General features: G+C 62.7%; 8 protein-coding genes. All 8 read right to left on the bottom strand.

All coding sequences use genetic code 11. The features are described 5' to 3' along the window. Window positions 1–48: 48 nt before the first annotated feature. Complete coding sequence (gene lpxB / locus EOA79_RS26305) at window positions 49–1,230, bottom strand: lipid-A-disaccharide synthase (protein WP_095825374.1); 1,182 nt, start codon at window positions 1,228–1,230, stop codon at window positions 49–51. Next, complete coding sequence (gene lpxI / locus EOA79_RS26300) at window positions 1,220–2,122, bottom strand: UDP-2,3-diacylglucosamine diphosphatase LpxI (protein ID WP_095825457.1); 903 nt, start codon at window positions 2,120–2,122, stop codon at window positions 1,220–1,222. The genes lpxB and lpxI overlap by 11 nt, the downstream gene beginning before the upstream one ends. After that, the gene (gene lpxA / locus EOA79_RS26295) at window positions 2,109–2,945 is read right to left on the bottom strand and encodes an acyl-ACP--UDP-N-acetylglucosamine O-acyltransferase (RefSeq protein WP_067320155.1); all 837 of its coding nucleotides are present in this window, start codon (window positions 2,943–2,945) and stop codon (window positions 2,109–2,111) included. The genes lpxI and lpxA overlap by 14 nt, the downstream gene beginning before the upstream one ends. 15 nt (window positions 2,946–2,960) lie before the next feature. Beyond that, window positions 2,961–3,422 carry a 3-hydroxyacyl-ACP dehydratase FabZ gene (fabZ, locus tag EOA79_RS26290; protein WP_066992658.1) on the bottom strand — a complete coding sequence of 154 codons (462 nt, stop codon included), beginning with the start codon at window positions 3,420–3,422 and terminating at the stop codon, window positions 2,961–2,963. Further along, a complete protein-coding gene (lpxD, locus tag EOA79_RS26285; protein ID WP_128293432.1) occupies window positions 3,415–4,449 on the bottom strand; it encodes a UDP-3-O-(3-hydroxymyristoyl)glucosamine N-acyltransferase in 1,035 nt (344 codons plus the stop codon). The genes fabZ and lpxD overlap by 8 nt, the downstream gene beginning before the upstream one ends. Window positions 4,450–4,527: 78 nt before the next feature. Then, window positions 4,528–6,900 carry an outer membrane protein assembly factor BamA gene (gene bamA / locus EOA79_RS26280; RefSeq protein ID WP_095825372.1) on the bottom strand — a complete coding sequence of 791 codons (2,373 nt, stop codon included), beginning with the start codon at window positions 6,898–6,900 and terminating at the stop codon, window positions 4,528–4,530. Between the two features lie 218 nt (window positions 6,901–7,118). Beyond that, complete coding sequence (gene rseP / locus EOA79_RS26275) at window positions 7,119–8,261, bottom strand: RIP metalloprotease RseP (protein WP_066992647.1); 1,143 nt, start codon at window positions 8,259–8,261, stop codon at window positions 7,119–7,121. 103 nt (window positions 8,262–8,364) lie between these two features. Continuing rightward, the coding region (locus EOA79_RS26270) for a phosphatidate cytidylyltransferase (RefSeq protein ID WP_164893953.1) at window positions 8,365–8,600 on the bottom strand (236 nt) is incomplete at its 5' end.

Below are 8,600 nucleotides of genomic sequence, written 5' to 3'. Positions count from 1 at the left end.
CAGTGAAAGAAACCCGTCGGCGCTCGCGCCTAGCCTGCTCGCTATTCGCTACTCCCTATTCGCTTTCTTGATGCACCCCAGCACCACCTCGGCAGCAATCTCGCCCGACGGCCTGTCGGTCGCCATGCGCCTGGCGATTTCGGCGAAACCTGCCCGCTGCCAGGCGCGCATGCCGGTATCGGCAAACAGGGCTTCCAGCTGACGCGCCAGGTTCTCCGGCCTGACATACTGATCGTAGAACTCCGGCACCAGCGCGCGATCGGCGATCAAATTGGGCAGCAGCGCCGACCAGGTCGTCACCAGATGCTGCAGCAGCTCCCTCGCGATCGGATCGAGCTTGTAGCTGGAGACCATTGGAACACCGCAAAGCGCAAGCTCGAGCGAAACGGTTCCGGAGGCGATCAGAGCCGCATCGGCCTTGCCGAAAGCCAACCATTTGCGCTCCGGATCGGTGATGATCTCGGGCTTCTCGTCCCACCGCGTGACAGATGTTTTCACCAGGTCGGCGACATGCGGCACCGTCGGCAGCATCAGCCGCAAGCGGTGACCGCGCTGATGCAAGACCGACATCGCTTTGCCGAACGGCTCGATCAGCCGGCGCACCTCGCCGCGGCGCGAGCCGGGCAGCACGAGCAGCGTCTTCACGCGATCCTCCGACAGGTCCCGCGGCAAGCTCTGCGCCTTCGCGGCGCCAAGCACGCCGGGATCCTGGGTCAGCCGGTGGCCGACATAGGTGCCGGGGGGCCCACCAAGTCGGGTGAGCGCCTTCACTTCGAAGGGCAGGATGCAGAGGATGTGATCGACATAGGGCTTCATCGCCGCCGCCCTGCCCGGCCGCCATGCCCACACGCTCGGGCAGACATAATGGACGATCGGGATAGCGGGCGCGGCGGCGCGGACCCTTTTGGCGACCCGCAGCGAAAAATCAGGGCTGTCGATGGTGATCAGGCAATCCGGCCGCTCCGCCGCGATGGCGCCGGCTGTTTGACTGATCCGGCGCATCAGCCGCGGCAGGTCGCGCAAGACGGCGCTGAAGCCCATCAGCGCGATCTCGCTGCCGTCGAAGAGCGGTGTCAGCCCCAGGTCCTGCAGATGCCGGCCGCCGATGCCGACGAGCCGGATCTTACGGCCGGTGGTCTTCTCGAGCGCACGCACGATGTCGGCGCCGAGCAAGTCGCCCGATTCCTCGCCCGCGACGATGGCGATCTTGAGCGGCCTCTCACTGGCCATCGGTCGGCTCCGTCGCGGTAAATCCGACGATGAACAAGCCAAGCGCATCGGCCCGCGCGAGAGTCACCGGGCTTTCGAGAATGAGCGAGCGGCCGGCTTCGACGGCGATGCCGGCAAGGCCGGCCGCGTGTGCGGCCTCGACCGTCTGCGGGCCTATCGAGGGCAAGTCGGCGCGCAGCTCCTGCCCTGGCTTGGCGCATTTGACGAGTACGCCGCGCGTCTTGCCGGCGAGCCTGCCGTGCCCGCGCAATTCGCGCGTCCTCTCGAGCAGGCCCTTAGTGCCTTCGATGCCTTCCAACGCGATAACCCGCCCCCCAATTGCAATCGCCGCCTGGCCGATGTCGAGCTCGCCGATTGCCTTGGCCGCCGCGCGGCCCGCCTCGATATCGCGCCAGTCCGATTGCTTTGGTCCCGCCTTGGTCAGCATGCCCTCGCCGGCAGCGAGATCTGGAACGATCTCATGCGCTCCGACCACGGTGATACCGCGCCTTTCCAGCCCGCGCGTCAGAACCTTCAGAAGCCCGTCGTCGCCGCGGGCCAGCGCCATTGCCACGGAGGGGATTATCGTCAGCAGACTGAGCGTTGGACGTATCTTCGCAAGCCGCGGCCTGCGCTTGATCTCGCCGGCAAGAACCAGGTGGCTAATGCCTTCGCGCTTCAGCAAGGGAAGCAGGAAGCCGATGTCTTCGAGCGCAAGCGTCGCCTGCTCGTAGGCGGCAAAGTCCGCTTCGCGATCCACCTCGCCCTCGGCCAGGATGATGAAAGGCGAATGTCCCTGTCTGACCAGACCTTCCGCCACTTCGACCGGCAGGCTGCCGCCACCGGCGATGATGCCGACCCTGGAGCCCGGCGCGAGTGCAAGCCCTGACCCGGCGGGCTCAGCCCTCGTCATCGCCATCGTCATCGCCGCCACCGCCCTTCAGCGGCGGGACGGCATAATGCCGCTTGCCGCGACTGGTGATGAAGTCGATCATCTTCATGGCCGTCGGTGACGAGGCGAACTCCGCCTTGGCGATCTCGACATTCTCCCCGACCGTGCGGGAGTGGTCGAAAATCGCCCTGTAAGCCCTTCGCAGCATGTAGATTTCGGCGCGCGGCAGGCCGGAGCGCTTCAGGCCGATGACGTTGAGACCGCGCAGCTTGGCGCGATTGCCGACGGCGATCGCATAGGGAATGACGTCGCCGACGACCGCCGAGCAGCCGCCGATAAAGGCGTTGTCGCCGACGCGGACAAACTGATGCACGGCGGTCAGGCCGCCGATATAGACATTGTCGCCGATCTCGCAATGCCCGCCGAGCGTCGCCCCATTGGCGAAGGTGGCATTCTTGCCGACGACGCAGTCATGGGCAATGTGGGCATAGGCCAGGAAATTGCCATTGTCGCCGATCGCCGTCTCGCCGCGGCTGGAATCGGTGCCGACATGCATGGTGACGCCTTCGCGGATGGTGCAATTTCCGCCGATGACCAGCGTCGTGCGCCCGCCCTTGTGCTTGGTGTTCTGCGGCGGCGCCCCGAGCGTCGACATTGGATAGACCTTGGTCGAGCCGCCGACGGTGGTCGCGCCCATCACCGAGACATGGCTGACCAGCTCGACGCGATCGCCGATGACGGCATCGGCGCCGACATGGCAGAAGGGTCCGATACGCACACCTTCGCCGAGCTGGGCGCCTTCTTCGACGACCGAGGAAGGGTGGATTGATGTCTGAACTTTCATGAGCATTAGAAACCGTCAGCCGGTGACCATCATAGCCGAAACTTCGGCTTCGGCGGCCTTTGCGCCATCCACCATCGCCTCGCAGGCAAATTTCAGCAGGTTGCCGCGCTTCTTGATCTTCTTGACGTGGATCCTGAGCTGATCGCCGGGGACGACCGGCTTGCGGAACTTCGCGTTGTCGATGGTCATGAAATAAACCAGCGACGGCTTTTCCGCATTGAGGCTGCGAATGCAGATCGCGCCGGCGGTCTGGGCCATGGCCTCGATGATGAGCACGCCCGGCATGACCGGCTGCTGCGGGAAATGGCCCTGGAAATGCGGTTCGTTGATAGTCACGTTCTTGATGCCGACCGCGGAGTCGTCGCCGTCGATTTCGACGATGCGGTCGATCAGCAGAAACGGATAACGGTGCGGCAGGAGCTTCATCAGCCCCATTATGTCGACCGCCTCAAGTGTCGTCGCAACCGTGTCAGCCATTTCCGTCGCCCTGCTTGCGCGTCCTGGCCAGCCTGCGCAGCATCGCGATCTCACGCATGGCTTCCGCCATTGGCTGCGCCGGATAGCCTCCCCAGACCTCGCCCGCCGGCACGTTGCTCATGAATCCACTTCTCGCAGCAAGCTTGGCCCCGGGACCGATGGTCAAATGATCGGCGAGGCCGACGCCGCCACCCATGGTGACGTTGTCGCCGACGACGACGGAACCGGAAATACCCGAAAGCCCGGCTATAATGCAATTGCGGCCGATACGAACATTGTGGGCGATCTGCACCAGATTGTCGATCTTGGTACCTTGTCCGATGATCGTGTCGGACATCGCACCGCGATCGACGGTCGAGTTGGAGCCGATCTCGACGTCGTCCTGGATGATGACGCGGCCGATCTGCGGCACGCGCTCAGGTCCCTTGGCGCCGGCCACGAAGCCGAACCCATCCTGACCGATCCTTGCACCGCCATGAATGATGACGCGGTTGCCGATCAGCGCATATTGGATGCTGGCGCCCGGACCGACATAGCCATCACGACCTATCTTGCATGAGCGGCCAATGACGGCATGGGGCGCAATGACCGTGCCGCTCCCGATGGCAGCGCCGGGACCGATCACGGCACCTGCCTCCACGATCGCACCGGCTTCGACATGCGCGGACGGGTCGATATGCGCTTGCGGCGAAATGCCAATTTCGCCGGTCATCGGCCCGGGCGTGGCGGCCTGCGGAAAGAGCAGCCGCCCCACCATGGCGAAGGCCTGCTGCGGGCGCGGATGCGCCAGCACCGCAATCCCCTGCGGCGCCCTGTTGGCGAAGTCGGCAGGACAGAGAACGGCAGCCGCGAAATTGCGCTTGCCGTCGACAAAGACGAGCGCACCGTCGCCACCCTCATTGGCGGGCGCCAGCGCGTCGATGGCGATGTCGGCCTGCGAGGAATCAATAAGATTGGCGCCGGTCAGATTCGCGACCTCGCCAGCCGTATACCGGCGTGAAGGCGCGAAGAACACCGGATCGGTCATTCCACAAACATTATCCAGCTAGGTCGGATCAGTCGATTCCGGGCCATCACACGACCCGGAAACATCGTAACCCGCGGATTAGAAACGGGTCGCTATGCCGAAGTTGAATTCCTGCACGTCGTCGGTCGGTTCCTTCTTCACCGGGATCGCATAGTCGATTCGGATCGGACCGAACGGTGACGCCCACATCAGCCCGACACCGACCGAAGCGCGCAGCTTCATATCGGTCGAGGACTGGGTGACGCCTGCAGTATGAATTGCGCTGCCATAGAGCGTTGCAGCATCGGCAAACACCGCGCCCCGCAAGCCAAAGCTTTCCGGAATAGCCGGCAACGGGAACTGGGCTTCGGCCGAGGCATTGAAATAGGTCGTGCCACCGAGATGGTCACCCGTATTGGTATCTACAGGGCCGATGCCGCCATATTCGAAGCCACGGATCATACGATCAGTGCTTTGGAACTGGTCGAAGATGCGCAGACCATCGTTGCCATACCCGGCGATATGGCCAGCGCCACCGGAGATCAGACCGACCAGATCGAGCTGCTCGGACAGCGTTTGGTAGACGCTTGCGCGCCCTGTCAACTTCACCCACTTGGCGTCACCACCGAGACCGGCAACCTCGGTCGTACCAGTGACGTAGAGCCCTTCATGCGGGTTCTTCATATCGTCGATGGTGTTGTAGACTAGCCCGAGGCTGACCGACGACTTAATCCACGGACTTTGAGCTACGCCTTCCAAGATAGCCGGCGAAATAGTGCACGTGCCGTCCGGATCAGCAGGGCTCGTGGGGCCGCAACTGTCGTCGACCTTATATTTCTCTTGCGAGATATTATACGCCAGCTGCGTCGAAATACTGTCCGTGATCGGCAGACCGAAGCGGATAGTCGCGCCCGTGGTATCGCTGTCGTAGTGGTTGTTGTATTCCCTGGTCGACTTGTAGATGTCGAAGCCCGCCGCGATGCGCCGGCCGAGAAAATACGGCTCGGTGAAGGAGATCGCGTAGTCGCGCGAGTTCTTGCCGCCGCCGGCCGACAGCTTGATGTACTGGCCGCGGCCGAGGAAGTTGCGCTCGGTGATCGAGCCTTCGACGGACGGACCCGGCGTGTCGCCGCCGGTTGAATAGCCGGCGCCGACCGAGAACTCACCGGTCGACTTCTCGACCACATCGACCACCAGGACAACCTGATCCGGAGCGGACCCGGGGACGGTCGAGATGTCGACTTTTTGAAAATAATCCAGAGCTTCCAGGCGCTTCTTCGCGCGCTGGATAAGCACCTGGTTGAACGCATCGCCTTCGCTGACATCGAATTCGCGCCGAATGACATAGTCGCGCGTGCGGTCGTTGCCGCGGATTTCGATACGCTCGATATAAGCCTTGGTGCCTTGGTCGATGGTGTAGACGACCGAGATCGTGTGATTCTCGAAATTGCGGTCGCCGCGCGGCGTCACCTGGGCAAACGCATAGCCTGAGCCGGCGACCTTTTCAGTGAGCGCAACGATCGTGTCCTCGACGTCCTTGGCGTTGTAAACATCGCCCTTGTGCGTCTGGACCACCGATTCCAGCGACTTTGAGTCGACCTCGGGAATCGTGCTCTCGACACTGATGTCGCCGAAGTTGTAGCGCTCGCCCTCCTGCACGGTGATCGTGACCGTGTATTTGTTGGTGGCTTCATCCAACTCACCGACGGCCGAAACGACCTGGAAGTCGGCGTAACCGTGATTGTAGTAGAAGCGGCGCAGCAACTCCTGGTCGGCGCGCAGCTTGTCCTCGTCATAGACGTCGTCGCGCAGCACGAATGAAAGCCAGGACGAACGCTTGGTGTTGATGACGTCCGACAGGCGACGGCTGGAAAAAGCGCTGTTGCCGACGAAATTGATCGCCGCGATCTGCGTGCGCGCGCCTTCGTTAATGTTGAAGACCACGTTCACGCGATTGTCGCCGAGGTCCATGATCTGGGTGGTCACGGCGGCGTCGTCGCGGCCGATACGCCGATAGGCAGCCTTGACCGCCTCGACGTCGGCGTCGAGCGCCTGCTGCGAGAAGGTCGCGCGCGGCTTCAGCTGGACAGCGGCCTGGAGCGCGTTGTCCTTGAGCTTCTTGTTGCCCTGGAACAGGACCTGGTTGACGACCTTGTATTCGGAAACCTTGACGACCAGGGTCGAGCCGACCTGATTGATCTGGACGTCCGAGAACAGCCCGGTGCCGAACAGCGCCTTCACGGCGCTATCGATATCGGCACTTGAAAACGCCTTGCCGGGCTTGATCGCGATGTAATTGCGGATGGTTTCGGCATCGACACGCTGGTTGCCGCTGACCTCGACCCTGCTGACCACTGCTGCTTCGGCTACCGATGTGGCAACGAACTGCACTGCGAGCGCGCCTGGCAAAACCAGGGCGGCGGACAAAGCCGCCGCGGACGCGGCGCTCAGAAACTTGGATGCTGCCTTCATCGGGCTTTTGTACCTTTTTCTCGTAGTCCCCACGGCGAGAAAACCGGACGTGCGGTATTTTCCCTTACCGTATTAACCGGATTTCCCCTACACGCAAGGCTCCCGGTTAATTTGTATTTACTTAACCCTGTTGCGTGGCTTTCGTGTCACGCATATCCCCACGCATGGTAAACGGCGTCTCAATATGGGTGGGGCCGAAGCCAAATTCCTTCATGATTTCAGCACCCAAACAGATCATTCCAAAAAACGAAACCCATAAATCCGAGCACCAGAAGGAGACCGGTCCGGTAGGCCATCTCCATCATCCGCTCCGACACGGGCCGCCTTATGACGGCCTCCACGCCGTAGAACAAGAGGTGGCCGCCGTCGAGAGGGGGAATCGGTAGCAGATTGAGAATCCCTATCCCGACTGACAGGAATGCAACAAGCTGCACCAGCCATTCGAAACCGAGTTTGGCCGCCTGACCCGACATTTTCGCGATCTTGATCGGGCCGCCGAGTTGGCATTTGTCCTCGCGCCCGACTACGAAACGTTGCAGAAATTGCCCGGTGCGCTCGATCACATGCCCGGTTTCCTCGACAGCCGCCGCCAGCGCGCCCGCGGGCGTGTAGGAGACCAGTCGCGGCTGCCCGAGCTCCGCATTGTTGGCCACGCCGATGATCGCGACCTTGACCTTGTTGCCCAGCGCATCCTGCTGCTCCATCGGTTCCGGTGTCGCGGTGACGGTGATTTCCTTGCCGTCGCGCAACATGGTGAAGGTGATGGCGTCGCCGGCGCGGCCCGAAACCAGGCGTTGAACGTCGGCGAAGGTCTCCACCTTGTTGCCGTCGACTCTGACGAATCGATCGCCGGGCTGAATGCCCGCCCGCGCCGCCGGGCTGCCGGCGCTGACTTCGGCCACCATAGGCTCCATCACCGGGCGGCCATAGAGCGAAAACAGCACCGCGAACACGGCGATCGTCAGCAGGAAATTGAACAGCGGCCCGGCGACGACGGTCGCCGCGCGTTTCCAGATCGGCTGGGTGTGGAAGGCGACCTCGCGCTCGGCCTCGCTCAGCGATTCGAGGTCCTCGGTGCTCGGCTGGCTCGATGTCGCGTTCATGTCGCCGACGAATTTCACGTAGCCGCCAAGCGGAATGGCGCAAAGCTTCCAGCGGGTTCCGTGGCGGTCGTTGAAACCGAAGAGCTCCGGGCCGAAGCCGATGGCAAAAGCCTTGACGCCGATGCCGCACCAGCGGCCGATGAGGTAGTGGCCCATCTCATGCACGAACACCACGACGGTGAGCACGAACAGGAACGGCACAAGGGTGCCGAGGACAAAGCCTTGCGTGCTGAAGAGCGCGTGAAGAATCTCGTTCAAGTCATGCCCTCAAAATTCGCCCAGCGCGACAGTCCGCCGCGACTGTGGCATCAATCCGGGCGAATCCCTGGCACGCGTCGTTTTCGCCCATTGGCGACGCCAGTCAGTTCGGAAACAGCCCCATTGCCGGATGGTCGGCGCCCGCCGCAATCCAACCGATGACGTACAGGGCGAACGCAGCCGCGACAAGCCCGTCCACCCTGTCCATGACGCCGCCATGGCCGGGAATGAGATTGCTCGAATCCTTGCAGCCGTGCCGGCGCTTGACCCAGGATTCGAACAGATCGCCGATCTGCGAGACGATCGAGAGCGCCAAGGCGACGAGGCCAAGCATAGTGA

Source organism: Mesorhizobium sp. M1A.F.Ca.IN.020.03.2.1 (assembly GCF_004023205.1).
Classification (GTDB): Bacteria; Pseudomonadota; Alphaproteobacteria; order Rhizobiales; family Rhizobiaceae; genus Mesorhizobium.
The sequence above is the reverse complement of the archived record's forward strand: the minus strand, read 5'-3'. Positions and strand labels throughout refer to the sequence as shown.

Coding starts and splice junctions, on each gene's coding strand:
- bamA (WP_095825372.1), bottom strand. CDS start 6,900: ATGAAGGCAGCATCCAAGTTTCTGAGCGCCGCGTCCGCGGCGGCTTTG.
- fabZ (WP_066992658.1), bottom strand. CDS start 3,422: ATGGCTGACACGGTTGCGACGACACTTGAGGCGGTCGACATAATGGGG.
- lpxD (WP_128293432.1), bottom strand. CDS start 4,449: ATGACCGATCCGGTGTTCTTCGCGCCTTCACGCCGGTATACGGCTGGC.
- lpxA (WP_067320155.1), bottom strand. CDS start 2,945: ATGAAAGTTCAGACATCAATCCACCCTTCCTCGGTCGTCGAAGAAGGC.
- lpxB (WP_095825374.1), bottom strand. CDS start 1,230: ATGGCCAGTGAGAGGCCGCTCAAGATCGCCATCGTCGCGGGCGAGGAA.
- lpxI (WP_095825457.1), bottom strand. CDS start 2,122: ATGACGAGGGCTGAGCCCGCCGGGTCAGGGCTTGCACTCGCGCCGGGC.